The sequence below is a fragment of the Dermacoccus sp. CCH2-D9 genome (genome assembly GCF_001556795.1).
GTDB lineage: Bacteria > Actinomycetota > Actinomycetes > Actinomycetales > Dermatophilaceae > Dermacoccus > Dermacoccus nishinomiyaensis.
The window spans coordinates 18,360-43,878 of record NZ_LSJT01000096.1; the positions used below are offsets into that span (position 1 = coordinate 18,360).

Here is a 25,519-nt window from a genome sequence, read left to right on the forward strand (position 1 = left end):
CACCCGTCGAAAGCAAGGATGCTCGTGAACGACTACTACGCCGAACTCGGTGTCACGCGTGAGGCCTCCGTCGAGGAGATCAAGCGCGCCTACCGCAAGAAGGCCCGCAAGCTGCACCCCGACGTCAACCCCTCCCCGGAGGCGGCCGAGGAGTTCAAGCGCGTCGGGCAGGCCTACGACGTGCTCGGCGATCCGCAGAAGAAGGCGGCCTACGACCAGGGCGTCGACCCCTACGCGCCCGGCGGTGGCGCCGGGTTCAGCTTCAGCGACATCATGGACGCGTTCTTCACGGGGGGTGCCGCAGGGGGAGGCGGCGGCCCGCGCAGCCGCGTCCAGCACGGCCAGGACGCGTTGCTGCCGCTCGACATCCAACTCGCCACGGCCGTCTTCGGCGGCGAGCAGGAGCTGACGTTCGACACGGCCGTCGTCTGCTCGACCTGTCATGGCGACGGTTCGCGTCCCGGCACGGGCAAGCACACGTGTGACGTGTGCGGCGGTGCGGGGCAGACGCAGCAGGTGCAGCGCAGCTTCCTCGGCCAGGTGTTGACGTCGCGTCCGTGCACCGCGTGCCAGGGGTACGGCGACATCATCGACAGCCCGTGTTTCGAGTGCGACGGCAACGGCCGCAAGCGCGACACGCGCACCATCACGATCAAGGTACCCGCCGGCGTCGACACCGGCACGCGCATCCAGCTGCGTGGTGAAGGCGAGGTCGGCCCCGGCGGCGGCCCCGCCGGTGACCTGTACGTCGAGGTACGCGTCGAGAAGCACCCGATGTTCCAGCGTCAGGGCGACGATCTGCACTGCTCGCTCGAGCTGCCGATGTCGGCCGCGGCGCTCGGCGCCACGGTGCCGTTCGAGACGCTCGACGGCTCGCGCGACATCGACATCAAGGCCGGCACGCAGCCCGGCGACGTCATCACCCTCAAGGGCCTCGGCGTCACGCGGCTGCGCACCGACAACCGCGGCGACCTGCTCGTGCACGCCAACGTGCGCACCCCGAGCAAGCTGACGGCCGAGCAGGCCGACCTGCTGCGTCAGTTCGCCGAGTCGCGCGGAGAGGACTCGCCGGCGCCGAAGTTCCAGCCCGTCAACCAGGGCCTGCTCGGCAAGCTGCGTCAGGCCTGGAAGGGCTGAGGCGTGACCGCGCACCTCTACTTCGTCGCACCCGGCGCTCTGTCCGACGACATACCGCCGGGTGCACCCGTCGTGCTCGCGGGTGACGAGGGACGCCACGCCGTCACCGTCAAGCGGATGGGTGTCGGTGAGCAGATCCTGCTCGCCGACGGCGAGGGCCTCGTCGCGCACGCCGTGGTCGCAGCGACGACGAGGGGCGAGCTGACGGCGCACGTGCGCGAGGTGACGCGCGAGACGCCGCCGGCGGTGACGTTCACGCTCGTCCAGGCGCTCGCTAAGGGCGATCGCGACCTGCAGGCGGTGGAGGCGGCGACGGAGCTCGGCGTCGACGCCGTCGTGCCGTGGCAGGCGGAGCGTTCCATCGTGCAGTGGAGGGGTGAGCGCGCCGAGAAGGCCCGCCGTAAATGGGTGGCGCAGGCCGAGGCGGCCACGAAACAATCACGACGGGCGACGCCCCCGCGCATCAGTGACCTCGTGACGAAGAACGCTGCGGCGCAGGCGATCTCGGCCACCGTCGCGGAGGGCGGCCTCGCGCTCGTCCTGCACGAGGACGCCGAGGCGAGTCTCGCGCAGGTCGAGCTGCCGTCGGCCGGTGACGTGATGCTCGTCGTCGGCCCCGAGGGCGGCATCACGCCCGCCGAGCTCGACGCGTTCGTCGCGGCCGGTGCCACGCCGGTGCGGATGGGCGCCACCGTGCTGCGTTCGTCGTCGGCCGGCCCGGCGGCGCTCGCCGCCCTGCTCGCGCGCTCGCGCTGGGTCTGAGCGCCCGAGCGACCACTAGACTGGAGACACGATGACTGACGCTTCCGCGCCCTCCGAGCGCACCCCGCACGACCCTGACGGCCAGGCTGCCTCGCAGCAGACGCGCATCGTCATCCCGCCCGACGTCGCGATGGTGCAGTTGCTCGGGCCGCAGGATCAGCTGATGCGCACGATCGAGCGCGCCTTCCCGCGCCTGTTCGTCTTTGCGCGCGGCAATGAGCTGACGATCGACGGCCCGCGCGAGGACACGGCGATCGTCGAGACCCTCGTCGGTGAGCTGCTCACGATGATCGACGCGGGCCACCAGATCAACCGTGACGCCGTCGAGCGCTCTATCGGCATGCTGCGCGGCAAGAACGCGCAGCGCCCCGCCGACGTGCTGACGACGAACATCATCTCCAGCCGCGGGCGCACGATCCGCCCGAAGACACTGGGGCAGAAGGAGTACGTCGACGCGATCGACCGCAACACGATCGTCTTCGGCATCGGCCCGGCCGGTACGGGCAAGACGTATCTGGCGATGGCGAAGGCCGTCGCGGCGCTGCAGGCCAAACAGGTCAACCGCATCATCCTGACGCGCCCTGCCGTCGAGGCCGGTGAGCGCCTCGGCTTCCTGCCCGGCACGCTCAACGACAAGATCGACCCGTATCTGCGTCCGCTCTACGACGCGCTGCACGACATGATCGACCCCGACTCGATCCCGAAGCTCATGGCCGCAGGCACGATCGAGGTCGCGCCGCTCGCGTACATGCGCGGGCGCACGCTCAACGACTCGTTCATCATCCTCGACGAGGCGCAGAACACGAGCAGCGAGCAGATGCGCATGTTCCTCACGCGCCTCGGCTTCGGTTCGAAGATCGTCGTGACGGGTGACGTCACGCAGGTCGACCTGCCGGGTGGCACGACGTCGGGCCTGCGGGTCATCGAGGACGTGCTCACCGGAATCGATGACGTCCACTTCGCCCACCTCGACTCGAGCGACGTCGTGCGTCACCGCCTCGTCTCCGACATCGTCGACGCCTACGGCCGCTACGACGCGGCAGCCGAGCGTCGCCGCGCCGAGGCGAAGAAGCGCCGCGAGGCGCGCGCCGGCGGCGAGGGGCAGCCGGCATGACGATCGACATCGCCAACGAGACCGACGTCGACGTCGAGCTGGACGAGATCCACGACTGCGCGCGCTACGCGATGGACGCGATGTTCGTCCACCCCAACGTCGAGCTGAGCATCCGCATCATCGACGAGGCAGCGATGGAGACGCTGCACGTGCAGTGGATGGATCTGCCGGGCCCGACGGACGTCATGAGCTTCCCGATGGACGAGCTGACGCCCGGCAGCGAGCGCGAGCCGTCCCAGGAGGGCATGCTCGGCGACATCGTCCTGTGCCCGAGCGTCGCCGCCGCGCAGGCGGCCGCAGCCGGGCACGACACGATGGAGGAGCTGCTGCTGCTCACCGTCCACGGTGTGCTGCACCTGCTCGGCTACGACCACGCCGAACCGGACGAGCGCGTCGAGATGTTCGAACTGCAGCGCACGATCCTGCTCACCTACCTCGCGAGCCGCGGGCGCAGCACGGAGGCGGGCACCATCCGCATCGCGCCGCCGTCCGGGCGCGAGTGACCCCGCAGACCTTGGGAGTGAACCGCACGTGACCATCGTGCTGATCGCCGCGCTCGTCAGCGTGGTCATGGGCTTCGTCTTCGCCCTCGTCGAATCGGCGCTCGGGCGCGTGACGCGCCACCGCGTCGTCGCGCTCGCCGAGGAGGGCCACGCCGGCGCCTCGGCGCTCGGACGCATCGTCGACAACCACGCGACGGCGCTCATGGTGCTGACGTTCCTGCGCGTCGGCGCCGAGATGACGGCCGCCGTCCTCGTCACCGTCGCCGCGACACGCGCGTTCGACGGCGCGTTCTGGCCGAGCCTCGCGACGGCCGTCGCCGTCATGGCGATCGCCTCGTTCGTGCTCGTCGGCGTCTCGCCGCGCACGCTGGGCCACCAGCACGCCGACAAGGTGGCGCTCGCGACGGCGCGGCCCGTCCTCGTCGCGCTCACGGTGCTCTCACCGCTCGCGCGGCTGCTCGTGACGCTGGGCAACGCCGTCACCCCGGGTGAGGGCTACAAGGACGGCCCATTCGACTCCGAGGCGGAGTTGCGCGAGTTCGTCGACCTCGCCGAGGATTCCGACCTCATCGAGGCCGACGAGCGGCGCATGATCCACAGCGTGTTCGAGCTTGGCGACACGATCGTGCGCGAAGTCATGGTGCCGCGCACCGACATGATCACGATCGACGGCTACAAGAGCCTGCACCAGGCGATGAACCTGTTCGTGCGCTCCGGCTACTCGCGCGTGCCCGTCATCGGCGAGAACTCCGACGACCTCGTCGGCCTGCTGTACTTCAAGGACGTCGTGCGGCGCACGCTCACCGGCGACGCGGACGCCATCGCCATCTCCGAGGTGATGCGCGACCTCGCGTTCGTGCCCGAGTCGAAGCCCGTCGACGCGTTGCTCAAGGAGATGCAGCGCGACCGCGTCCACTTCGCCGTCGTCATCGACGAGTACGGCGGCACCGCCGGCATCGTGACGATGGAGGACATCGTCGAGGAGATCGTCGGCGAGATCGACGACGAGTACGACCGCGTGACGCCCGGCGTCGAGGAACTGGGGGACGGCCGCACGCGCGTTCCGGCTCGCATGTCGATCGACGACCTGAGCGAGATGTACGGCGTCAGCATCGACGAGGACGACATCGACACCGTCGGTGGTCTGCTCGCCAAGCTCGTCGGGCGCGTGCCGCTCGTCGGCGCGAGCGGCGAGATCGACGGGCTGCGCCTCACGGCTGAGAAGATGGCAGGACGACGCCACCAGCTCGCGACGTTGATCGTCGAGCGTGTGGAACCCGAAGATCCCACCGACCCGGACGGGCGTGGGGACGAGCGCAGCGCCGAGACGCGCGGCGAGGAGACGGATCGATGACCGAGCACGACACGACCCACGACGGCGAGATCTACCGCGCCGGTTTCGCCTGCCTCGTCGGGCGGCCCAACGCGGGCAAGTCGACGCTGACGAACGCGCTCGTCGGCGACAAGGTGGCGATCACCTCGAGCAAGCCGCAGACGACGCGTCACACGATCCGTGGGATCGTGACGCGCCCCGACGGCCAGATCGTCCTCGTCGACACCCCCGGCCTGCACAAGCCGCGCACGCTGCTCGGTGAGCGCCTCAACGACGTCGTGCGCGAGACGCTGCTCGACGTCGACGTCATCGGGTTCTGCCTGCCCGCCGACCAGAAGATCGGCCCGGGCGATCAGTTCATCGCGAAGGACCTCGCCGAGCTGCAGCGCGTGCGCAAGCGCCCCGTCGTCGCGCTCGTGACGAAGACCGACACCGTCGATCGGGAGCGACTCGCCGAGCACCTCATCGAGGTCGACCGTCTCGGGGAGTGGGCCGCGATCGTTCCGTGTTCGGCAGTTTCGGGCAAGCAGGTCGATGATGTGGCGAACGTGCTGCTGGGTTACCTGCCCGAGTCGCCTCAGCTGTACCCCGACGACGTGCTGACCGACGAGTCGGACACCGTCATGATCGCCGAGCTCATCCGCGAGGCCGCGCTCGAGGGCGTGCGTGACGAGTTGCCGCACTCGTTGGCCGTCGTCGTCGAGGAGATGGTGCCGCGTGAGGATCGCCCGGCCGACAAGCCGCTCATGGACGTGCGCGTCAACATCTTCGTCGAGCGTCCCAGCCAGAAGGCCATCATCATCGGCCGCGGCGGTTCGCGGCTGCGCGAGGTCGGCACCACGGCGCGCGAGGGCATCGAGAAGCTGCTCGGGCAGCGGGTCTACCTCGACCTGCACGTCAAGGTGGCGAAGGACTGGCAGCGCGACCCGAAGCAGCTGGGCAAGCTGGGATTCAACTTCTGAGGTTTTCGTATGAGTGAGCACATGAAGGACCACGAGGCGTGGGCCGAGTTCGGTGACGTGCTGCGGTTGCCGATCAACCCCGAGACCGATTATGTCGGCGGGATTCCCTGGGAGGGAGCCGGGTTCAAGCCTGAGTTGCCGCTCGTCGACATCGGCCCCGGCTCGGGCCTGACGACGGTCGCGCTCGCCGAGCAGTTCCCCGACGCCGAGATCATCGCCGTCGAACCCGACCCGTGGATGCGCTCGATGCTCATGATGCGCATCGCCGAGCGCGACTCGCTGCGTGCACGCGCCACCGTCGTGCCGAACTCGATCCTCGACGCGTGGATGCCCGAGCAGATCGGTGGCGCGCTGCTGTTCAACGTCATCTACTTCCTCGGCGGACGCGCGCGCCTCGCGTTCTGGGATCGCATGGCGCAGGTGCTGCCCGAGGGCGCACCGGTCCTCATGAGCCGCGCGTACGGCGTCGTCGACACGGGTGAGGAGCTCGTGCGCACGGCGAGTTCGACGATGGGGCGCAACACCTACGAGCGGTGGCGTCAGACGGTTCCGGTCAAGGACGGGCGCGTCGAGATCACCAACACGTACAAGACGATCCGCGGCGGCGAGGTCGTGCGTGAGGTGACGACGAAGATCGCGCCGTTCTCGCTCGACGAGGAACTCGTCGTCTCCGAGATCCCGATCGGCAAGTTCGCCATCGAGGAACTGAGCGAGAAGTACCTCGTCATCCGCCGCGCGCCCGACATCCGACGCTGAGCGCTCGTCGCAGACCGCTTGCCTGAGGTCTGAAAGTCCGCAATTCGTGATTGCAGTCCTCACGAGATGAGTTGAGGTCCGAAACCCTGCAGTGCAGAGTGTCGGACCTCAACTCGTCTGGGCCGGGTTCGCACAGCGTGGGAGGTCACACGACGCGCAGGGCCTCGACGGGCGTCACCGTCGTGGCGCGACGCGCGGGCGGCAGGGCCGCGACGAGGACCAGCGCGAGAGCTGCGACGACGATGACGGCGAGCACCTCGAACGGTAGACCCCAGACGAAGCCGTCGTTGCCGGCCCCGATGAGCGACTGCGCGCCGAGCGAACCGAGCAGCACGCCGAGGGCGATGCCGACGAGCACGGCCGTCAACCCGAGCGCGAGCGACTCGCGCGTCACCATGCCGCGGATCTGACGCGCCGTGAAGCCCATGGCGCGCAGCATGCCGATCTCGCGGCGGCGCTGGATGACGACGAGCGACATCGTGCTGACGAAGCCGACGCCCGCGATGATCGAGGCGATGACGACGAGCGACATCATGAGGATCGAGACCATGTGCATGACGTCGAGCGCTTGTGCCCTCTCAGCGGCGCTCAGATCCCACGTCGTGATCGACTCCGACAGCGCGGCGCTGCCGGAGGCGAACGTCGTGACGAGGCCGACGCCGATGACGAGGCCGAGCGTGGCGCGCGTCGTGCGCATCGGGTCAGCGACGGCGTTGCGGCGTGCGATGCGCGCGTCGGGGCCGGCTCCGAGCAGGCGTCCGAAGATGGCGACCAGGCGCGGCAGGACGAAGGGCGCGCCCGTGATGAGACCGAGACGGCGCACGCGCGCGTCGCGGTGCACGCCGAGCTTGGCGCAGATCGGGGCGTAGAGAAAGTCACCGAAGATGATGAAGGCGCGCGGGTCGACGAGCTGCATGGCGCCGCCTGCTGCCGCCAGGACGAACATCAGGCGCAGGGTGTGACGGCGGACGAGGAACGCAATGAAGATCGCGACGCTCGCCGCCACGCCCTACCCGGAGCCCTGCTGCCCTGACATGACGCTGAGCGACAGCCCTGTCAGGGCAAGTCCGAAGAGCCCCTCGGCCGCCATGATCCAGCGTCGCGCACGTGGCCCGCGGCTCCAGATGTCGTTCACCCGCCCAGCTATTCACGCCGCGCGCCGGGCCGTCGTCATCCTGTGGTGGGATGAGCGCGCGGTAGCGACGCACCGCCGGCGAGGAAGCTTGCGGCAGCCCGCCGCCGTCCGCTTGCTGGACGACGGCGACGTGCGGGTGGTGGTGTGGGGCGCGTCACCCCTAGGTTGGTGGCATGCGCACGGTTCGGGGAGTGAGTCTCCTTCTTCGTTGCCGCGGTGGGGCCAACTAGTCGGCCATCCTCACCGCGGGGTTGAATGGTGCTCGGCCGGCACCCGCAACGAACGCAGTGAGGCGAACACCACCCATGCACGGATCTCAGCAGCCGACGACGATGCCGATCGGCAAGTACGTCCCCTTCCACGAGCAGATCAAGGTCGACCTGCCCGACCGCACGTGGCCCGACAAGATCATCGAGAAGGCGCCGCGTTGGTGCGCCGTCGATCTGCGTGACGGCAACCAGGCGCTCATCGACCCGATGGATTCCGAGCGCAAGATGCGCATGTTCAAGCTGCTCGTGCAGATGGGCTACAAGGACATCGAGGTCGGTTTCCCGTCGGCGTCCGACACGGACTTCAACTTCGTCCGCGAACTGATCGACGGCGGCCACATCCCCGACGACGTGACGATCCAGGTGCTGACGCAGTGCCGCGACCACCTCATCGAGAAGACGTTCGACGCCATCAAGGGTGCGCCGAGCGCGATCGTCCACTTCTACAACTCGACGTCTGTGCTGCAGCGTCGTGTGGTGTTCAACCTCGACGAGGACGGCATCGTCGACATCGCCCTGCAGGGGGCGCGGTTGTGCAAGAAGCTCGCCGAGACGATCCCCGAGACGAAGGTGTACTTCGAGTACTCGCCCGAGTCGTACACGGGAACCGAGCTCGAATTCGCGGCGCGCATCTGCAACGAGGTCATCGGCGTCATCGAGCCGACGCCCGATCACAAGATGATCATCAACCTGCCGGCGACCGTCGAGATGGCGACGCCGAACGTGTACGCCGACTCGGTCGAGTGGATGTCGCGTCACCTCGACAGTCGCGAGTCCGTCGTGCTGTCGCTGCACCCGCACAACGACCGCGGCGAGGGTGTCGCGGCTGCGGAGCTGGGCTACATGGCGGGCGCCGACCGCATCGAGGGCTGCCTGTTCGGCAACGGTGAGCGCACCGGCAACGTCTGCCTCGTCACCCTGGGCATGAACCTGTTCGGTCAGGGCATCGACCCGATGATCGACTTCTCCGACATCCAGACGATCCGTTCGACGGTCGAGTACTGCAACCAGCTGCCCGTCGGCGAACGTCACCCGTACGGCGGCGACCTCGTCTTCACGGCGTTCTCCGGTTCGCACCAGGACGCCATCAAGAAGGGCTTCGACGACATGGAGCGTCAGTCGAAGGAGACGGGCAAGTCGATCGACGAGCTCGTCTGGGGTGTGCCGTATCTGCCCGTCGACCCGCACGACGTCGGGCGCTCGTACGAGGCCGTCGTGCGCGTCAACAGCCAGAGCGGCAAGGGTGGCGTGTCGTACCTGCTGAAGAGCGAGTACAACCTCGACCTGCCGCGCCGCCTGCAGATCGAGTTCGCTGGCGTCGTGCAGCAGTGGACGGACACAGCCGGCGGCGAGGTGACGCCGCAGTGGCTGTGGTCGACCTTCTCCGACGAGTACCTGCCCGGCACCGGTGAGGGCGAGCGCGCCTGGGGTCGTTTCAAGCCGGTCGGCAGCCAGCTCGACTCGACGGACGACGGCCGCGACAAGATCACCGTCCGCCTGCTCGATCGCGGCGAGCCCGTGACGATCTCGGGTGAGGGTAACGGACCCATCGACGCCTTCTTCGACGCGCTGAGCACCATTGACGTCGACGTGCGCCTCCTCGACTACACGGAGCACACGCTCTCGTCCGGCGAGGATTCGAAGGCTGCGGCGTACGTCGAGTGCGCCATCGGCGACCGCGTGCTGTGGGGCGTCGGCATCCACGAATCGACGGTGCGTGCGTCGCTCATGGCGATCCTGTCGGCCGTCAACCGTGCCGAGCGTGACGCGGAGGCGGCTACGGCCTGACGGCTGGGCCAAGGGTTGTGGAGGTTCGCGCTCTGGGTAGCGCGAACTTCCACAACTATTTCGGTGTTCCGCGACGCATGAGGCCCTCGGTGCGACACGGCATAATGGGACGAGCGGGTGGAACCCAGCGACCGGGGAAGGTGCTGGGCTCCACCCGCTTCGTCGTGTCAGGGTGACGGGCGTTGTGCGACATACCGCGGGGAGCGCTCACAAGAGCGCCGCATCCGATGACATGCCCGGTCGCCGATGCTTGGACGGGGGCAGCGGAGCGCGACAGGAATCGTGGGGGAGGCGTCGCAACTCTCGCTCGATCCAGCGCATGATGACGGCGACGACGTAGACCTGATGCTCGTCTGTCAGCGGGTGGTGCTTGACGATGCCGTGGTGCTTCGCGAGGCATCCGCGGCAACAGGTCGCCGTCGCGTGTTGAGCCAGGAAGACCGGATGGCCGCGCATCGGGGTCTGCCGGCCGTCGTTGTCGGGATTGGCAGCGGCGAGGCGCTCGCCGATGAAGCGCGCGGCATGGGTTTCGATCTCGCGACGCCCCCGATCGCGCGCGTACCGCGCATCGGCCGGGCTGAGATGGAACTTCGCCCTGAACGATGATCGCCCGATCCGGTCGAGCGCGCCGTCAAGGGTTTCGACACTGCGGGTCGCAAGAGTGGGCGTCGAAGAACGGGGCCGTGGGTCGGGCATGGCTACTGCTCCCCAGGTCGTCGAGGCGCGGGCGCCGTGGGCGCGTCCTGTGGTCCCACGCCCCTCGGCTGCAGGCTGACGGCATGCGTCACGGGGTTGAATCTCATCTCACGTCGTAGGGCCGGAACTGGATGCTGATGCGAGGCCCGACGGACTTCGTCGTCTTCGGAACGGCATGCTCCCAGGTCCGTTGACAAGAGCCACCCATGACGAGCAGGTCGCCGTGGCCGATCTGGAAGCGCAGGCTCTGCCCGCCACCGACGGGGCGAAGCGCCAGTGTGCGCGGCGAGCCGATCGAGACGATGGCGATCATCGTGTCCTTCGTGCTCGAGCGGCCCTCCTTGTCGCCGTGCCACGCGACGGAATCACGGCCGTCACGGTAGAGGCACATGCCGGCGGTGGTGAACGGCTCGCCGAGTTCGGGGGCGTAATGGTCGCTCAGCGCGCGTTGGGCGTCGCGCATCACGGGGTCGGGCCAGCGTTCGTCGCCGCGGTAGAAGCGCAGCAAGCGGGGCGTGGTGACCTCCTTGTCCCACATGACGCGACGCTCGCCCTGCCAGTCGACGCCCGCGCTGCCACCGAGCATGAGGCGGCTGAACAACTCGTCAGCGCCGGTGATGAAGCCGGGGCGCAGGTCGACCCAGGCCCCGCGCGTCAGCTCGGTGCGACGGACGGCGCCTACGAGCGGACGCACGCCGACCTCCTCGACCTGGTCGAGCAGCGACCCCTGTAGACCTGCGAACATGTGTTCGATTATGCGCCTCTTGTCCTGACTCGTCCAGCCCCGCCCTTTGCGCCCAGATGCACCCGGGTGCAGTTGGACGCAGGGGGAAACGGCGGGGGTGGGGGAGCAGAACGCATGTCGGCGGCTGAGGCATGCCTGGGGACGCATCCGCCCGGCGAGTTGCGCCGTCAGCGGACGAGACGCGGGCCCGCTATTGCTGACGCAGGCAACCGCGAGACAATGGAGACATGCCTCCCCTCTACCGTGACGCCGCCATCGTGCTGCGCACCCACAAGCTGGGGGAGGCCGATCGCATCATCACGATGCTGACGCGCAATCGCGGCAAGAAGCGCGCCGTCGCGAAGGGCGTGCGCAAGACGAAGTCGAAGTTCGGGGCGCGTCTCGAGCCGGGCATGGTCGTCGACATCCAGCTGCACGAGGGGCGCAACCTCGACGTCGTCACTCAGGTCGACCTCCTCGCCTCCTACGGCGACGCCATCGCGCAGGACTATCCCTCCTACACCGCGTGTGCCGCGATGCTCGAGACGGCAGACCGGCTCTGCGAGGATTCCGACCGCGTCGTGGCCCACTTCAACCTTCTCGCCGGGGCGCTCGCAGCGCTCGCGCAGCGTCAGATCCCCGCACATCTCGTGCTCGACGCCTACCTCGTGCGTTCCGTCGCGACGGCCGGGTGGACGCCGAGCTTCATCGACTGCGCCGGCTGCGGCGACCCCGGCCCGCAGCGTGCGTTCAACCTCGCCGTCGGTGGCGCCGTCTGCCCGCAGTGCCGCCCGCCCGGATCGACCGCGCCGATGCCCGAGACGTTCGTCCTCATGGACGCCCTGCTGCGCGGCGACTGGATCGCCGTCGCCGCGACGAGCGACGACGCGCGTCGACAGTCGAGCAACCTCATCGCCGCATACGTCCAATGGCACCTCGAACACGGCGTGCGCTCGCTCAGGCACGTCGATCGCGGCGACTACACCGTCGTCGCTCGCTCGACCCCACCCGCGACACCCGCCGAGCCTGCGACGCACGACGTGCCCCCGGCGTCCTGAGAGACTGTCCTCACCGAGACGTCGGGGACACCTACGTCACGCAGCACGACGACAAGAATCACGACCCGAAGGACGACGCCCGTGCCGATCTCACCCGACCCGCACCCCAGCGGCGCCACGCCGCCCGCGATTCCTGCTGAGCTGGTGCCGCAGCACATCGCGATGGTCATGGACGGCAACGGGCGTTGGGCCAACGAGCGCGGTCTGCCGCGCACGAAGGGCCACGAGGCGGGTGAGGCGATGCTGATCGACGTCGTCGCCGGCTGCATCGAACTCGGCGTCAAGAACATCAGCGCCTACGCGTTCTCGACGGAGAACTGGCGCCGTTCGCCGGAGGAGGTGCGCTTCCTCATGGGCTTCAACCGCGACACGATCCGTCGTCGCGTCGACCTGCTCGACTCGTGGGGCGTGCGCGTCATCTGGTCAGGGCGCAAGCCGCGGCTGTGGCGTTCTGTCGTGCGCGAGCTCGAAGTCGCCCAGGAGCGGACGACGAACAACACCGTCTGCACCCTGCAGATGTGCGTCAACTACGGCGGGCGCGCAGAGCTCGTCGATGCCACACGCTCGCTCGCTGACGACGTCGCGGCCGGCCGGTTGAACCCGAAGAAGATCACCGAGAAGACGATCCAGAGCTACCTCTACGCGCCGGGCCTGCCGGACGTCGACCTGTTCGTGCGCAGCTCCGGCGAGCAGCGGACGAGCAACTTCCAGCTATGGCAGAGCGCCTACGCCGAGATGGTCTTCCTCGACACGCTGTGGCCCGACTTCGACCGTCGCAAGCTGTGGGAGGCCGTCGACATCTACGCCCGGCGCGACCGTCGCTATGGCGGAGCCGTCGACGCCGTCGCCGCTCAGCAGGCTGCGGACGACGCTGCGGCGGCAGCTCGGGCGCCGTCGAAGCCCAAGCCGTCCTACGACCCGGTGCTCATGGGGGACCCCGACGCTGACGGCGGCGGCATCTACGAGGACGACGGCCTCATCGACTGACCCGGCCCCCCTGCGATTTACGAAGGTCGACGAAAAGCGCAGAGAGGGACGCAGTTCGCAGTGGTGTCAGATGCCGGCCGAGTCGCCTGATTCACCCCTCGAGACCGGAGTCCGGGGCAGTGCCGTCATGGTATTCAGTGCCGCCGTGACGCGTTAGAGCCGCCGTGACACGGTGGAGACGGCGCCTTCGTGAGGTGTTTGCGCCGTCGCCATGCGGCAGGGTCAGTGCCGTCGAGACATTCGGTGCGGTCCTGACGGGAGAACCCGCCGCAACGCTTCGGGCGACTCAAGGCCCCGCGTCAGAGGGGGCGGAAGCAGAGGCAGCGGCGGCGTCGTGACTGCACGCGCGACACAGCCCGAAGATCTCGAGCTGGTGGCTGACGGCGGTGAAGCCGTGCTCGGCGGCGATGCCGGAGGCCCAGCGTTCGACCGTCGGGCCCTCGACCTCGACGGTGCGTCCGCACCGTCGGCACACGAGGTGATGGTGGTGCGTGGGGGAGCAGCTGCGGTAGACGGCTTCACCGTCGTCGGTGCGCAGCACGTCGACGGTGCCGTCCCCGGCGAGCGCCTGCAGGGTGCGGTACACCGTTGCGAGGCCGATCGTCTCACCGTCGGCGCGCAGCTTCGCGTGCAGATCCTGCGCGGAGCAGAACTCGCCGCAGCCGTCGAGCCTCTCGGCGACGGCGCGCTGCTGGCGTGTCGGTTTGCGCGCACTCATCGGACATCCGTCCAGACTCGTCGAAGCTCGAAGCGTCCTGCGCTGTCACACCGCATCATGCGTGCCTTTCGAGGTCTCGACGGCGGGTCGGTGGTCGTCCCAGTGGTCGCCGTGCGGCGCGTGGAACTCACCGTCGTGAAGGTAGTCGACGTGGTCGCCGTGAGGGACGGACGGGTGCCCGCAGCCCTGCCGGTGCTCGTGCGCGTGGTGCGCCACCCGTCGCGCCTGACGAGCGCGCACGGCGTGCACGGTCATCGCCACGAACGACGCGAGCAGGAACAGCGCGATCGCCGCGAGCACGACGGTACCGCCGGGCGGGGTGTCGAGGTAGTACGCGCTGGTGACGCCCAGCGCACCGCTGAGGCAGCCCACGACGACGGCTGCGGCCGTCGTCTGACGGAAGCTACGACCGATCAGCTGGCCCGTCGCGTTGGGCAGGATCATGAGCGCCGAGATGAGCAACAGGCCGATGACGCGCATCGACAACACGACCGTCACCGACGTCAGAATCGACAGCAGCAGATTGAGCGGCACGACGGGCAGCCCCACGGCCCGCGCGTACTCCTCGTCGTTGGCGACGGCGAACAGGCGCTTGCGCAGCACCGTCGTCGCGCCGACGGCGACGAGGGCGAGCGCGCCGAACTGCCACAGCTGGTCGCTCGTCGTCGTGAGGATCGAGCCGAACAGGTACTGACTGATCGACGTCTGCCCCGCGTTGTCGGCGCGTGAGAGCAGTACGACGCCCGCCGCGATACCGCCGTAGAACATGACGGCGAGGGCGACGTCGGCGTTCGTCGTCCCGCGCAGGCGGATGAACTCGATGATGCACGCCGCGACGACGGCCGCGATGAGCGCCGTCAGGATCGGCGAGGCGTGCAGGAGCACCCCGATCGCGACGCCGGCGAGCGCGACGTGGCCGATGCCGTCACCGATGAGCGACAGCCGTCGTTGCACGAGGAACACCCCGACGGACGGCGCGGCCGCCCCGACGAGCAGCGCGGCGACGAACGCGTATCGCATCGCCTCGAGGACGAACAGGTCACCCACGGTGGCCTCCGATCAGAGCGTGGAAGGGAGCGACGGGACGCACGGGCGCCCCATCAGAACACGTAGCGAGCGACTCAGCCACGACGATCCCCCTCCCTGAATCGCCCGTGATCGGGCGCGAACCTGGCGTCGTCGAAGGGTCCGCGCGCGTAGCCCGGCGCGTGGTGCGGCAGGTCCTCGGCGTGGTGGTCGTGGCCGCCGAGCGACACCCCACCGAGCGACGCGCTGACGCGCTCGCCGTAGCGCGCGGGCGGTCCGTCGAACGTCACGGCGCCGTGCGCGACCTCGACGATGCGCGTGACGATGCCGTGCAGCGCCTCGATCTCGTGCGTGACGATGATCATCGTCACGCCACTCGCGGCGAGGCGCTCGAGCACCTCGGCGAGTACCTCCTGACTGGCGGTGTCGACGCCGGCCGTCGGCTCGTCCATGACGAGGATGTCGGGCTGCGCGGCCAGCGCGCGGGCGATGAGGACGCGTCGGTGCTGACCCCCGGAGAGGGTGGCGACGTCGTCGCGGGAGCGATCGGCGAGCCCGACCTCGGCGAGGGCCGCGGTGACGAGCCGGCGATCCTCGGCGTCCGCGCGTCGGTACCAGGGCCGGTGCGGCAGGCGACCCACCTCGACGACCTCTTCCACCGTCGCGCGCACCGACGCCGACAGCGTGTGCCGCTGCGGCACGTAGCCGATGCGCGTGCGCGCCTTGAACGAAGATGCGGGCGTGCCGAACAGCTCGACCTGCCCGCTGACGTGGTCGTTGAGGCCGAGGATGCCGCGCATCAGCGTCGACTTGCCGGAGCCGTTCGGCCCGAGAACCGCGATGATCTCGCCGGGGTTCACCTCGAGCGAGACACCGCTGACGACCGCGCGGCCGTCGTAGCCGAACGCGGCGTCGCGCAGTCGCAGGATGGGGGAGACGCTCACGAGCAGCCCTGGCCCTTCTTCAATGTGGCGAGGTTGGATCTCATCACGGCGAGGTAGTCGCTGCCCTTGCTCGCGTCCGTCAACCCTTCGATCGGGTCGAGGACGTCGACGCGGGCGCCGGTCTGGGAGGCGATGGTCTGAGCCACCTTCGGCGAGACGAGGGTCTCAGCGTAGATCGTCGTCACCTTGTTCTTCTTCACGTAATCGCTGATCGACGACAGCTGCGCCGGCGTCGGCTCGGCCTCGGGGGAGACACCCGACGCGCCGCGCTGCGTCAGCCCATATCGTGCCGCGAGGTAGGCGAACGCCTCGTGGCCGGTCACGATCGTCCGGTTCGTGCAGTGAGCGAGGCCGCCACGGTACTCGGCATCGAGGGCATCGAGATCCTTGACGAGTGACGCGGTGCGCGTGTGGTATCCGTCGGCGTGCTCGGGGTCGTCCTTGGCGAGCCGGTCACCGATCGCCTGGACGACGGCCTTGTAGCGCACCGGGTCGAGCCAGAAGTGCGGGTCGGAACCGCCGGCATGGGAAGCGTGCTCGTGCTCGCTCTCGTCATGGTGGCCCTCCTCTTCGGCTGTGAGGTCGAGGTCGGCCTGCGGCGAGACGTCGAGTGCGCGCCCGGCCTTGGCGCTCGAGGCGACGGCGTCGTCGACGCTGGCCTGGAAGCCCTTCGCGTAGACGATGAGGCGGGCGTCCGCGACGGAGGCGACCTGGCGGGGCGTGAGCTCGACGTCGTGCGGCTCCTGGCCGGCCTTCGTCAGGTTCTTGACGGTGACGTCTGGTCCGCCGATGCGTTCGAGCGCGTACTGCATCGGATAGAAGCTCGCCAGTGTCTGGACGCGGCCGTCGTCGGTGCGCCCGTTCTCGGAGCCGCAGGCGGTGACGCCGAGCCCCAGGGCGGCGGTGAGAGCAACGGTGAACGAGCGACGCATGAACATGACAATGATTCTCACTCAAAGTGAGAATCATTGTCAAAACATGGGGTTACCTCGGGAACGCCAGCACGATCGTCACGCCCAGCGTCAGCACGATGACGGCGGCGCGCGCGAGGCGGTCGAGCGGGCGCAGCTGCTGCCACGACAGGTACAGCAGCCAGGCGAGGAAGGCGGTGACGAGGCCGAACGCGACGGCTCCGACGACGCCGCGCACCGCGATGCCGACGATCATGAGGACGGCGAGGACAGCGAGGATGACCCACTGCGGCAGGCGCGCCAGCGCCCCGATCGCCGGGTCGGAGGCGTGCATGGCCTTCGCGCGGCTCGTGCTGACGGAGACTTCGGGTCGTGGTTCGTTGCGTGACACGGCACCAGGGTAGTGGGCGCGGGCCGGGTGCTGCTCCAGTCGTCATGTCGCCAGCCTTGCGCGCGAGTGGGACACTGAAAGGCGATGACTGTTCTCGAAGCCCCTCCCGCACCCGGTGCGCTCGTGCGCGACCCGTCGGCGCTGCCGCCGCTGCAGATCGGACGGCACACCATCACCTCGCCCGTCGTACTCGCGCCGATGGCGGGCATCACCAACCGTGCGTTCCGGCGCCTGTGTCGTCAGTACGGCGATGACGGCTCCGTCGCCGCGGGTGCGAGCGGCGCGACGTCGCTCTACGTCAGCGAGATGATCACCTCGCGCGCTCTCGTCGAGCGCGTTCCGCTCACGATGAAGCTCATCGAGACCGACCCCGACGAGAACCCGCGCTCCATCCAGCTCTACTGCACCGACCCGCTCAACGCCGGCAAGGCGGCGCGCATCCTCGCCTCGGAGGGCCGTGCGGACCACATCGACCTCAACTTCGGCTGCCCGGTGCCCAAGGTGACGCGCAAGGGCGGCGGTTCCGCGCTGCCATGGAAGACCGAGCTGTTCCGCGGCATCGTCAGCGCCGTCGTGCGCGAGGCGAGCCCGTACGACATCCCCGTCACCGTCAAGATGCGTAAGGGCATCGACACCGATCACCTCACCTACCTCGAGGCGGCGCGCATCGCCGAGGGTGAGGGCGTCGCGGCCGTCGCGCTGCACGCCCGCACGGCCGCACAGGCGTACTCGGGCCACGCGGACTGGTCGGCGATCCGCACCCTCAAGGAGACCGTGACGAGCATCCCGGTGCTCGGAAACGGTGACATCTGGTCGGCCGAGGACGCCATGCGCATGGTCGCCGAGACAGGCTGCGACGGCGTCGTCGTCGGGCGCGGCTGCCTCGGACGGCCCTGGCTGTTCACCGACCTCGCCGCGGCCTTCGCCGGTTCCGACGCCCGCGTCGACCCGACGCTCGGTGAGGTCTGCGCGACGTTGCGCCGCCACGCGGAGTACCTCGTCGAGTTCTACGACGACGAGCTCAAGGGCTGCCGCGACATCCGCAAGCACATCGCCTGGTACTTCAAGGGCTTTCCGGTCGGCTCGCAGCTGCGCCATCAGCTCGCGCTCGTCGACTCCCTCGCCGCGCTCGACGACCTCTTCGCCGGGCTCGACCTCGACGCCCCGTGGCCCGGCGCTGCGGCGGACGGGCCGCGCGGTCGCGCGGGCAGCGAGCGACGCGTCGTCCTGCCCGACGGGTGGCTCGACACGCAGGAGCTCACCGCCGAACAGGCCGCCTGGGTGGCCGAGGCGGAGGCGGAGAACTCCGGAGGCTGACACGTCAGGCGTGTCACGGATCACATCACCCCGGTAGTTCATCGCCCCGTTGCACGCTCGGCGTCGAGGAGGACTACCGTGGAGAACAAAGCGTCGCGATGCGGCGCGCCAGCAACACGACACATCAGCGCGTAAGGGGCATGTGGTGAACAACGTGGAGGGCGCGAAGAGCGCATCCGATTCCGTCGACGTCCTGCTCGTCGGCGGCGGCATCGTCAGCGCGACGCTCGGTGCCATGATCCAGCGGGTGCACCCCGAGTGGTCGCTCACCGTCTTCGAACGTCTCGACGAGGTCGCCCTCGAGAGCTCGAACGGCTGGAACAACGCGGGCACCGGCCACGCCGCGCTGTGCGAGCTCAACTACACGCCCGAGGCGGCCGACGGCAGCGTCAACATCTCGAAGGCCATTGCGATCAACGGCCAGTTCCTCACGACGAAGACGTTCTGGGGTTCCCTCGTCACCGAGGGCGCGATGCGTGAGCCGTCGACGTTCATCAACAACACGCCGCACATGGCGTTCGTGCGCGGCGATGCGAACCAGAAGTTCCTGCGCGAGCGCTTCCGCCTCATGAGCGAGCACCCGTTCTTCCACGACATGGAGCACTCGGAGGACTACGGCCAGATCGAGCAGTGGTCGCCGCTGCTCATCGAGGGCCGCCCGGCCGGTGAGAAGATCGCCGCGACCTACGCCCCGAGCGGCACCGACGTCGACTTCGGCGCCGTCACCCGTCAGCTGTTCGAGGACTTCGTCGCCCGCGGCGGCGCACTCGAGCTCAAGCACGAGGTCACCGACATCGAGCGCAATGCCGACGGCTCGTGGAACGTCACCGTCAAGAACCTGCGGGACGGCGCGACGCGCGTCGTGCGCACCAAGGTGCTCATGCTCGGCGCGGGCGGTTACACGCTCAAGCTGCTGCGCAAGGCCGGGGTGCCCGAGGTGAAGGGCTACGGTTTGTTCCCCGTCTCCGGCACGTTCCTGTCGACCGAGAACCCGGCCGTCACCGCCAAGCACCAGACGAAGGTGTACGGCAAGGCCGCCGAGGGCGCGCCGCCCATGTCGATGCCGCACCTCGACGCACGCATCATTGACGGCCAGCGCACCGCGCTGTTCGGCCCGTTCGCCGGTCTCGTGCCGAAGTTCCTCAAGGAGGGCTCGGTTCTCGACCTCTTCCAGTCGCTGCGCACCGACAACGTGCTGCCGATCGCGACCGCCGGCCTTGAGAACCTCGGCCTGACGAAGGTGCTCGCGCAGGATCTGCTCGCGAACCAGGCCAAGCGCATCGAGGCGTTGCACGACTTCGCGCCGACGGCCGTCTCGGACGACTGGAAGCTGTTCACCGCCGGCCAGCGCGCGCAGATCATCAAGCCCAGCTCGGGCACGAAGGGCACGCTGCAGTTCGGCACCGAGGTGATCACCTCCGCGAACGGCACGATCGCGGGTGTGCTCGGCGCGTCGCCGGGTGCGTCGACCGCCGTCCCGATCGCGCTCGACATCCTGCGTTCGTCGTTCAAGGACGAATGGGAGCGTTGGGAGAACGAGCTGCGCAGCGTCATCCCGATGCTCGGCACCGACGTTGCGAGCGACCCCCACCGCGCGCTCGAACTCGAGGCCGAGGCTGACACGAAGCTGGGTCTGCCCAAGCGCGGCTGACCCACGCTGACACGACGAACGGCCGGCCCCTGCACGAGCGGGGGCCGGCCGTTCGCGTCTGTCACGGGTGGGGCAGCGAAGGGTGCGAGATCGCCGAGGGGCGCGACGGCTCGGTTCAGTCGCGTTCGACGGGTCGTTCGGGGTCGCTGATCCAGTCCGACCACGACCCGATGTAGACCGCCGGGTCGTCGAACACGCCGCTCACCTCGAGCGCGAGCGCGAGATGCGCGGCCTGCACGCCGGAGCCGCAGTAGACCCCGACGCGTTCATGACGTGGGATGCCACGCGCGGTGAAGCGCGTGGCGAGGTCGTCGCTCGTGAGAAAGCAGCCGTCGGCGCCGATGTTGCTCAGCGCCGGGATGTTGACGGCGCCGGGGATGTGCCCGGCGACCGGGTCGATCGTCTCGTTCTGGCCGGCGAAGCGGTCGGCGGGGCGGGCGTCGACGAGCAGGTGACGCGCGGCGAGCTCCTCCGCGCCGTCGGCATCGACGAGAGTGAGGTGGCGGGGCGTCGCGATCAAGTCACCGCGTTGCGTTGGCGTCGGATCGCCCCCCTCGAGCGCCCCGCCGGCCTGCTTCCACGCGGCGAGACCGCCGTCGAGCACCTGCACGTCGAGCTTGCCGAAATAGCGCAGCAACCACCAGCAGCGGGCCGCGGCGAGGCCGTTCGCGGCGTCGTAGACAACGACGGGCACATCGTTGCGGACGCCGGCGGCGCGCATCGCGTCCTGGAACCGATCGAGCGACGGCATCGGATGACGCCCGCCCGCGCCGTCGTCGCTGACCGCGTCGCTGAGGGCGTCCTCGAACTCAACCCAGCAGGCGCCGGGCAGGTGTGCGTGCAGGTACGCCTCGTGCATCGAGGGCTGCCCGAGCGCCCACCGCACGTCGAGCAGGTGGAAGCGTTCGCCGGCTTCTAGGCGTGCGGCGAGTCGGTGAGCTGACACGAGCGGGTGCGGCAGGTGCGTCATGCTGTCAGCGTAGCGAGCCGGGGCCCGGCGTGGCGCCCGATGCGACGGCTGTTGTCGGCGTCGTGTGGCACGCTTTAGGCATGTGCCGCAACATCCGCCCGCTCAACAACTTCGCGCCCCCCGCGACTGACGAGGAGGTGCGTGCCGCAGCCCTGCAGTACGTGCGCAAGATCGGCGGCTCGGCCAAGCCGTCGAGCGCCAACGAAGCCGCCTACGAGCGCGCCGTCGACGTCATCGCGCAGGCCTCGCGCGAGCTGATCGACTCTCTCGTGACGAGCGCGCCGCCCAAGGACCGCGAGGTCGAGGCGAGCAAGGCGCGCGCCCGCGCGGCGCAGCGCTACGCGGCGGTGGCGAGCTGATGGCCGACATCATCGTCGAACCCGTCGGCGAGGCCGAGCAGACCGTTCTCGACGGCTGGCTCGATGACGCGGCGCGCTGGAACATAGACGTCACCGACGTCGCGACGATCGACGCGGCGTACGAGAGTTACGTCGACCGGGTCATCGCGCAGGACGAGACCGAGCGCGAGGATCCGACGCCGTTCGTCGCGATGATCGGCTTCGCGCTGGGGCAGTGGTTGACCCTGGAGACGGTGCTCGAGTGGCGGGTCATCACGGACGCCGAGGGCCGCGACATCGGGCTGTCGCTGCCGGACGAGTCGAGCATCATGTTCCCGAGCGACTTCGTCGCCGATGCCTGGAACGAGATGCAGCGCGACTGGCTCGCCGACTGGGCACGCGACCTACGCACGCAGCTCGAGGTGCTTCGCTGAGCACGTACGCGGCGCGCGATCGGGAGCGCTTCGTCGCGGAGGATCGCACCCGCAAGCGCAGTGATCGTGACGACTTCGCGCGCGATCGAGCGCGCATCGTGCACAGCGCCTCGCTGCGGAGGCTGTCGACGAAGACGCAGGTGTGGCAGGCCGGGACGGACGACTTCGTGCGCAACCGGTTGACGCACTCGCTCGAGGTCGCGCAGATCGGGCGCGAACTCGCGGACGCGCTCGGTTGCAACTCGGACGTCGTCGACGCCGCATGTCTCGCGCACGACATCGGCCACCCGCCGTTCGGGCACTTCGGCGAGAGCGTGCTCGACGCGCTCGCGGCCGACATCGGCGGGTTCGAGGGCAACGCGCAGACCTTCCGGCTGCTGACGCGCCTCGAGGCGAAGCGGCACACCTCGGGAGGGCGCTCCGTCGGGCTCAATCTCACGCGCGCGACGCTGGATGCGGCGACGAAGTACCCGTGGCGCCGTGGCGAGGGCCCGGCGGGCACCACGAAGTTCGGTGTCTACGAAGACGACGCGGACGTCTTCGCGTTCGTGCGCACCGAGGCGCCGGCACGCACGTGCCTCGAGGCGCAAGTCATGGACTGGGCCGACGACGTCGCCTACAGCGTCCATGACATCGAGGACGCCGTCGCGGCCGGTGCGCTGGAGTTGCGGGCGTTGCGCTCGCCGGCTGAGCGTGCCGGCGTCATCGCCGCGGCGCGCGCCCGGTACGCGCCCGATCTGAGTGATGACGCGCTCGCGGAGGCCTTCGACGCCCTGCTGCACGACGACCTGCCGGCATCGTTCGTCGGTTCGCGCCGCGATCTGGCGGCGTTGAAGGACATGACGAGCAAGCTCATCGGCCGTTTCGCAGCGGCACCCGAGGACGCCACGCGCGCCGCGTACGGCCACCAGCCGCTCGCGCGGTACGACGCTGTGCTCGTCGTGCCCGACGACGTGCGTGCACAGGTCGCGGTCCTCAAGGGAATGTCGGCGCACTTCGTCATGTTCACGCAGGCACGCGAGGCGCAGCACCGGGTGCAGCGCGAGGTCGTCGAGTCACTCGTCGCCCGTCTCGTCGCTGATCCCGAGCGCATGGACGTACCTTTTCTCGACGACGCGCGCGCCGCGGCCGACGATGCCGGCGTGCTCCGCGTCGTCATCGACCAGGTCGCGTCGTTGACGGACGGGCGAGCGCTCGCGGAGGCGGCGCACGCCCCGTCGTGACGATCGGATGGGGTTGTCGGTGGCCGCGCCTACACTTACGGTGCGTGCCGAGCCGGCCGTGGCCGGGCATCGCGTGAGGTGGGAAGGAGTGACGTGGCGGGGCTGATCAAGGCAGAGGACATCGCTGCCGTGAAGGATCGCGTCAACATCGAGGACGTCGTCTCCGAGCACGTGACGCTGCGGCGCGCGGGCGCCGGTTCGCTCAAGGGGTTGTGCCCGTTCCACGACGAGAAGACGCCGAGCTTCACCGTGCGTCCCGCCGTCGGTGTCTATCACTGTTTCGGGTGCGGTCAGTCGGGTGACGTCATCTCGTTCGTCATGGAGACCGAGCACCTGTCGTTCACCGAGTCCGTCGAGCGCCTCGCCGCGAAGGCCGGGATGGTGCTGCGTTACGAGGAGGGCGAGCGGCCCGACCGTGAGCCGCCGGGGCGGCGCATGCGGCTCGTCGAGGCGCACCGCGTGGCGGAGGAGTTCTACACCGAGGCGCTGCTTCGCGACCCGTCTGCCCGCGCCGGGCGGGATTTCCTGCGCGCCAAGGGTTTCGACGGCAAGGCCGCGCAGCACTTCGGCGTCGGCTTCGCGCCACGCACCGGCGACGCGCTGACGGCGCACCTGCGCGCCAAGGGTTTCAGCCCCGAGGAGATGACGACTGCCGGGCTCGTCGGTCAGTCGTCGCGGGGCCTCTACGACCGGTTCCGTGGCCGCGTCGTCTGGCCGATCCGCGACATCACGGGCGACACCGTCGGCTTCGGCGCGCGCCGCATCTTCGAAGACGACCGCATCGAGGCGAAGTACCTCAACACGAGCGAGACGCCGGTCTACAAGAAGACCCACGTCCTGTACGGGTTGGACCTCGCGAAGAAGACGATCGCGCGCGAGCGACGCGCTGTCGTCGTCGAGGGCTACACCGACGTCATGGCCGCGCACCTCGCGGGCGTCGACAATGCCGTCGCGACGTGTGGCACGGCGTTCGGCGTGGATCACATCAAGTCGTTGCGTCGCATCATGCGTGACGAGGCCGGGGGCACCCCCGCGCGCGTCATCTTCACGTTCGACGGTGACGCCGCCGGCCAGAAGGCGGCGATGAAGGCGTTCGACGAGGATCAGCGCTGGGCGAGCCAGTCGTTCGTCGCCGTCGCGAAGGACGGGATGGACCCGTGCGACCTGCGCCTGCGCCAGGGCGATGAGGCGGTGCGCGGTCTCATCGAAGACGCGGTGCCGATGTTCGAGTTCGCCGTGCGCACGACGATCGCGGGGTTCGACCTCGACCACGCGGAGGGGCGCGTCGCCGCCATGCGCGCGGTGGCCCCCATCATCGCCGGCATCCGTGACCAGACGCTGCGGCCCGAGTACGTGCGCACGGTCGCCGGGTGGATCGGAGTCGAGATCGAGCAGCTCAGCGCAGCCGTGCGCACCGCGCCGCGCGGCAAGCTGAGCGAGCGACGCCCGCCGCGGCGGGAGGAGTCGCCGGCCGCATCGCGGCAGGGTTCTCAGCAGCCATCGTCGGGCCCCGGCGGTGGGCAGCGCGAGGGCCAGAGCGTGTCGGAGGCCGCTGAGCCGCAGCGTCCGAGCATCCCGAAGCCGAACCCGCGTGATCCGTCGATCGCGGGGGAGCGGCAGCTGTTGCAGGTGATGCTGCAGTACCCGGAGTCGTTGAAGGGCACCGTGTTCGATCAGCTCGTACCGGGGGACTTCAGCGCGCCGGCGCACCAGCTCATCCTGGCGGCGGCGATCGTGGCCGGCGGACCGGGTTCCGTGGCGTCGATCGGGGCGTGGAACGAGGCCGTGCGGCGCGGCACCGACCCGCAGCTGCATGACGTGCTCAACGAGCTCGTCGTCCGTGACCTGCCGACGAAACTCGACGAGGCGACGGGCCGCCCGGATGAGCGTTATGTCGCGGCGCTCATCCAGAACGTGCAGGAGGGCGCGCTCAGCTCGGCGATCGCCGATGCCATGGGGCAGCTTCGCCGGCTCGACCCGAACGCGCCGGGTTACGCAGACGCCTCCCGTGCAGCGAGTGCGCGCCTGTTCCAGTTGCAGACGCAGCTCAACGCGCTGCGCGAGGCCGGTCTGAGATAGGTGCCCCGGGCGAGCGCAAGGCTGCGATTGTGAACGCGCGTCGAACCTTTGCTATAGTTACGGCGCGCCAAACGTTCGGGTGAGAGCCTGAACCGCTGGGTCGAGCATTCCCCTATAGCTCAATTGGCAGAGCATTCGACTGTTAATCGGAGGGTTCTTGGTTCGAGTCCAAGTGGGGGAGCATCACCGAGAACCGCCTCGTATCACCATGATACGGGGCGGTTCTCGCATGCTGTGGCGGCTCGTGCCGCTGAGCGCGTCCTGACGCAACACGACGCGGGGGCCTCTACCGA

The 25,519-nt window shown here is 69.2% G+C and carries 25 protein-coding genes and 1 tRNA gene; 17 read left to right on the top strand and 9 right to left on the bottom strand.

Going from position 1 to position 25,519, the window contains the following annotated elements:
* Positions 1–24: 24 nt before the first annotated feature.
* From dnaJ to AX669_RS08310, 7 genes are read left to right on the top strand one after another with little or no spacing between them, the layout of a single operon-like run.
* Positions 25–1,137, top strand: a complete 1,113-nt coding sequence (gene dnaJ, locus AX669_RS08280) for a molecular chaperone DnaJ (protein WP_062257843.1) — start codon at positions 25–27, stop codon at positions 1,135–1,137.
* A 3-nt stretch (positions 1,138–1,140) separates the two neighbouring features.
* Entirely contained in the window at positions 1,141–1,899 is a 759-nt protein-coding gene (locus AX669_RS08285) for a 16S rRNA (uracil(1498)-N(3))-methyltransferase (protein WP_062257788.1), read from the top strand.
* Positions 1,900–1,930: 31 nt separating this feature from the next.
* Positions 1,931–3,013: a PhoH family protein gene (locus tag AX669_RS08290; RefSeq protein ID WP_006944210.1), complete on the top strand. Its 1,083-nt coding sequence runs from the start codon at positions 1,931–1,933 to the stop codon at positions 3,011–3,013.
* A complete protein-coding gene (gene ybeY, locus AX669_RS08295; RefSeq protein WP_006944324.1) occupies positions 3,010–3,516 on the top strand; it encodes an rRNA maturation RNase YbeY in 507 nt (168 codons plus the stop codon). The genes AX669_RS08290 and ybeY overlap by 4 nt, the downstream gene beginning before the upstream one ends.
* 28 nt (positions 3,517–3,544) lie before the next feature.
* A complete protein-coding gene (locus AX669_RS08300; RefSeq protein ID WP_062257790.1) occupies positions 3,545–4,870 on the top strand; it encodes a hemolysin family protein in 1,326 nt (441 codons plus the stop codon).
* Positions 4,867–5,811, top strand: coding sequence for a GTPase Era (gene era / locus AX669_RS08305; protein WP_006944283.1), 945 nt, complete (start codon positions 4,867–4,869; stop codon positions 5,809–5,811). Before AX669_RS08300 ends, era begins: the two co-directional genes overlap by 4 nt.
* Positions 5,812–5,820: 9 nt before the next feature.
* Positions 5,821–6,567 (top strand): trans-aconitate 2-methyltransferase, encoded by a 747-nt coding sequence (locus AX669_RS08310; protein ID WP_231729510.1) that lies wholly within the window; start codon positions 5,821–5,823, stop codon positions 6,565–6,567.
* 145 nt (positions 6,568–6,712) lie between these two features.
* Here AX669_RS08310 and AX669_RS08315 read toward each other — a convergent pair whose 3' ends face one another.
* Positions 6,713–7,573, bottom strand: a complete 861-nt coding sequence (locus AX669_RS08315) for an ABC transporter permease (RefSeq protein ID WP_062257792.1) — start codon at positions 7,571–7,573, stop codon at positions 6,713–6,715.
* Between the two features lie 434 nt (positions 7,574–8,007).
* Here AX669_RS08315 and leuA point away from each other — a divergent pair, with 434 nt between their 5' ends.
* Positions 8,008–9,759 (top strand): 2-isopropylmalate synthase, encoded by a 1,752-nt coding sequence (leuA, locus tag AX669_RS08320; protein ID WP_062257794.1) that lies wholly within the window; start codon positions 8,008–8,010, stop codon positions 9,757–9,759.
* Between the two features lie 207 nt (positions 9,760–9,966).
* Here leuA and AX669_RS08325 read toward each other — a convergent pair whose 3' ends face one another.
* Positions 9,967–10,455: a DUF4186 domain-containing protein gene (locus tag AX669_RS08325; RefSeq protein ID WP_062257796.1), complete on the bottom strand. Its 489-nt coding sequence runs from the start codon at positions 10,453–10,455 to the stop codon at positions 9,967–9,969.
* 103 nt (positions 10,456–10,558) lie between these two features.
* Positions 10,559–11,200, bottom strand: a complete 642-nt coding sequence (locus AX669_RS08330; RefSeq protein WP_038568664.1) for an alpha-ketoglutarate-dependent dioxygenase AlkB — start codon at positions 11,198–11,200, stop codon at positions 10,559–10,561.
* Between the two features lie 227 nt (positions 11,201–11,427).
* On the opposite strand from AX669_RS08330, the gene recO reads away from it, so the two are divergent.
* Both recO and AX669_RS08340 read left to right on the top strand, forming a co-directional pair.
* Positions 11,428–12,237 (top strand): DNA repair protein RecO, encoded by an 810-nt coding sequence (gene recO, locus AX669_RS08335; protein ID WP_062257798.1) that lies wholly within the window; start codon positions 11,428–11,430, stop codon positions 12,235–12,237.
* A gap of 57 nt (positions 12,238–12,294) precedes the next feature.
* Positions 12,295–13,224 (top strand): isoprenyl transferase, encoded by a 930-nt coding sequence (locus AX669_RS08340; protein WP_369815076.1) that lies wholly within the window; start codon positions 12,295–12,297, stop codon positions 13,222–13,224.
* Positions 13,225–13,510: 286 nt separating this feature from the next.
* On the opposite strand, the gene AX669_RS08345 is transcribed toward AX669_RS08340, so the two are convergent.
* The 5 genes from AX669_RS08345 to AX669_RS08365 form a co-directional block, all read right to left on the bottom strand.
* A complete protein-coding gene (locus tag AX669_RS08345) occupies positions 13,511–13,942 on the bottom strand; it encodes a Fur family transcriptional regulator (RefSeq protein ID WP_062257801.1) in 432 nt (143 codons plus the stop codon).
* A gap of 45 nt (positions 13,943–13,987) precedes the next feature.
* Positions 13,988–14,989, bottom strand: a complete 1,002-nt coding sequence (locus tag AX669_RS08350; RefSeq protein ID WP_062257803.1) for a metal ABC transporter permease — start codon at positions 14,987–14,989, stop codon at positions 13,988–13,990.
* Positions 14,990–15,063: 74 nt separating this feature from the next.
* A complete protein-coding gene (locus AX669_RS08355) occupies positions 15,064–15,912 on the bottom strand; it encodes a metal ABC transporter ATP-binding protein (RefSeq protein WP_038568658.1) in 849 nt (282 codons plus the stop codon).
* Positions 15,909–16,850: a metal ABC transporter substrate-binding protein gene (locus AX669_RS08360; RefSeq protein ID WP_038568656.1), complete on the bottom strand. Its 942-nt coding sequence runs from the start codon at positions 16,848–16,850 to the stop codon at positions 15,909–15,911. Before AX669_RS08360 ends, AX669_RS08355 begins: the two co-directional genes overlap by 4 nt.
* Before the next feature lie 46 nt (positions 16,851–16,896).
* Entirely contained in the window at positions 16,897–17,214 is a 318-nt protein-coding gene (locus tag AX669_RS08365) for a DUF6703 family protein (RefSeq protein ID WP_006944183.1), read from the bottom strand.
* 84 nt (positions 17,215–17,298) lie between these two features.
* On the opposite strand from AX669_RS08365, the gene dusB reads away from it, so the two are divergent.
* Entirely contained in the window at positions 17,299–18,531 is a 1,233-nt protein-coding gene (dusB, locus tag AX669_RS08370) for a tRNA dihydrouridine synthase DusB (protein WP_062257805.1), read from the top strand.
* Positions 18,532–18,685: 154 nt separating this feature from the next.
* A complete protein-coding gene (gene mqo, locus AX669_RS08375) occupies positions 18,686–20,182 on the top strand; it encodes a malate dehydrogenase (quinone) (RefSeq protein ID WP_062257847.1) in 1,497 nt (498 codons plus the stop codon).
* Positions 20,183–20,297: 115 nt separating this feature from the next.
* Here mqo and AX669_RS08380 read toward each other — a convergent pair whose 3' ends face one another.
* The gene (locus AX669_RS08380; RefSeq protein WP_062257807.1) at positions 20,298–21,152 is read right to left on the bottom strand and encodes a sulfurtransferase; all 855 of its coding nucleotides are present in this window, start codon (positions 21,150–21,152) and stop codon (positions 20,298–20,300) included.
* 80 nt (positions 21,153–21,232) lie between these two features.
* Here AX669_RS08380 and AX669_RS08385 point away from each other — a divergent pair, with 80 nt between their 5' ends.
* The 5 genes from AX669_RS08385 to AX669_RS08405 all read left to right on the top strand — a co-directional run bounded on the left by AX669_RS08385 (position 21,233) and on the right by AX669_RS08405 (position 25,407).
* Positions 21,233–21,511: a DUF2277 domain-containing protein gene (locus tag AX669_RS08385; RefSeq protein ID WP_040014394.1), complete on the top strand. Its 279-nt coding sequence runs from the start codon at positions 21,233–21,235 to the stop codon at positions 21,509–21,511.
* Positions 21,511–21,924: a DUF3806 domain-containing protein gene (locus AX669_RS13920; protein ID WP_006944331.1), complete on the top strand. Its 414-nt coding sequence runs from the start codon at positions 21,511–21,513 to the stop codon at positions 21,922–21,924. Before AX669_RS08385 ends, AX669_RS13920 begins: the two co-directional genes overlap by 1 nt.
* The gene (locus AX669_RS08395; protein ID WP_369815077.1) at positions 21,882–23,147 is read left to right on the top strand and encodes a deoxyguanosinetriphosphate triphosphohydrolase; all 1,266 of its coding nucleotides are present in this window, start codon (positions 21,882–21,884) and stop codon (positions 23,145–23,147) included. Before AX669_RS13920 ends, AX669_RS08395 begins: the two co-directional genes overlap by 43 nt.
* A gap of 93 nt (positions 23,148–23,240) precedes the next feature.
* The gene (gene dnaG, locus AX669_RS08400; RefSeq protein WP_062257809.1) at positions 23,241–25,226 is read left to right on the top strand and encodes a DNA primase; all 1,986 of its coding nucleotides are present in this window, start codon (positions 23,241–23,243) and stop codon (positions 25,224–25,226) included.
* Between the two features lie 108 nt (positions 25,227–25,334).
* Positions 25,335–25,407: transfer RNA gene (locus AX669_RS08405), tRNA-Asn, on the top strand.
* The last annotated feature ends 112 nt before the right edge of the window (positions 25,408–25,519 follow it).